This window comes from Polaromonas sp. P1_E1_2, from assembly GCF_056406035.1.
In genome coordinates this window covers 1-1,662 of record NZ_JBFUAZ010000773.1, presented here as the reverse complement: position 1 = coordinate 1,662, position 1,662 = coordinate 1, and the positions used below count along the sequence as shown (strand labels likewise).

2 protein-coding genes are annotated in these 1,662 nt (G+C 51.8%); one reads left to right on the top strand and one right to left on the bottom strand.

Translation table 11 applies throughout. From position 1 onward, the window contains the following. Nucleotides 1-152 precede the first annotated feature (152 nt). Nucleotides 153-1,283 carry a branched-chain amino acid ABC transporter substrate-binding protein gene (locus tag AC1D1P_RS22735; protein WP_477674550.1) on the bottom strand — a complete coding sequence of 377 codons (1,131 nt, stop codon included), beginning with the start codon at nucleotides 1,281-1,283 and terminating at the stop codon, nucleotides 153-155. Between the two features lie 269 nt (nucleotides 1,284-1,552). Here AC1D1P_RS22735 and AC1D1P_RS22730 point away from each other — a divergent pair. Continuing rightward, nucleotides 1,553-1,662 (top strand): DsbA family oxidoreductase (locus tag AC1D1P_RS22730; RefSeq protein WP_477674551.1); only part of this gene is annotated, 110 nt, incomplete at its 3' end.

Genomic DNA, 1,662 nt, shown 5'->3' with positions numbered 1-1,662 from the left:
CGCACCATGCGTACAGCGCGCTCTCGTACTTCTGTGAAAATTTCTTGGTTGTCTTGCTCATGGCTCAATCCTCTCAGAGAAAAGAGCCTCCTCAGAATCCGGGGCGATTCAGCACGCCACCTTTGACGGTGGTTTTTGTTTCCGAGTGAGTTTTAGTTCAGAGCGGATTTCTTACCATCTTTGTAGACATACAAGGTGATGGCCGGGTTTTTCAACTCACCATTGGGTTCGAAACCGATGGTGGTTGTGACACCTTTGTAGCTGGTTTTGATCAACTCAGGGGTGTAGACTTTTGGATCGGTCGAATTGGCACGCTTCATGGCGTCGACCAGAACGAAGGTGGCGTCATAGGCGTACGGGCTGTACAACTGGAACTGGCCAGGGTACTTGGCGTCGTAACGCTTTTTCCAGGCTTCGCCGCCTGGCATTTTTGCCAGCGATGCACCACCTTCAGCGCACACCACATTGCCGATGGTCTTGGCGCCGGCAGCCAGCTTGGCCAGCTCAGCCGTGCAGATGCCGTCGCCGCCGAAATACTTCACATTGCTCATGCCGAGCTGCTCCATCTGGCGCAGCATCGGGCCGCCCTGTGGGTCCATGCCGCCGAAGAAGATCGCGTCTGGGTTTTTGGCCTTGACAGCGGTCAGGATGGCCATGAAGTCAGTGGCCTTGTCGGTCGTGAACTGCTCGTCCACCACGGTCATGCCTTTTGCCAGAGCGGTCTTCTTGAAGACTTCAGCAACGCCCTGGCCGTAGGCGGTGCGGTCGTCAATGATGGCGACTTTTTTCAGCTTCAGTGCATCGGCAGCATAGAAAGCCAGGCCAGCGCCGAGGGCGTTGTCGTTGGCGATGATGCGGTAGGTGGTTTTGTAGCCGGGCTTGGTCAGATTGGGGTTGGTTGCAGCGCCCGTGATGTGGGGAATACCACAATCGTTGTAAACCTTGGAAGCGGGAATCGTCGTACCCGAATTCAGGTGACCGACCACACCGGCGACTTTGGAGTCGCAAAGTTTTTGTGCGGCAGCCGTGCCCTGTTTTGGATCGGCCGCGTCGTCTTCAGCAACGATTTCAAACTTGATTTTTTTGCCGCCAATAACAATATTTTGCGTGTTCAGGTCTTCAACAGCCATGCGCGCACCGTTTTCAACGTCTTTGCCGTAGTGAGCCTGTGAGCCAGACAGAGGCGCCACATGACCAATCTTGACCACGACATCCTGGGCCGAGGCCATGCCGACCAAAGTTGCGAGAGCGGCCACTACCGTCAGTTTTAATTTCATTTGCATAACGACACTCCAATTTTTAGAAAATTACCGTAAAGGTTGAGACATTTTTTGCTCAACGGGACCGAACATATCGCAATGTCGACTCTTTTGTTTCAGGGATTCCACCTACAAAAACAAACCATCTAGTTGGTACGATAAAGGCATGGAATATCGAAATGTTGCGCCATAATGGCAATCATTTACCTGCTGTGCACCCATTTTTTTGAATATAAAAACTACCAAGTAATCGGTTTGTTTTATGGGGTTGCATTTCTTTTGAGAGAAAAAAAGTGAAGCTAGTCAAAGTTGAAATCTGGTCGGATTTTGTATGCCCGTGGTGCTGGATCGCCAAGCGACGTTTCGAGAGCGTTGCTAAGGCTTTGGCAGAGGAAGTCCAAGT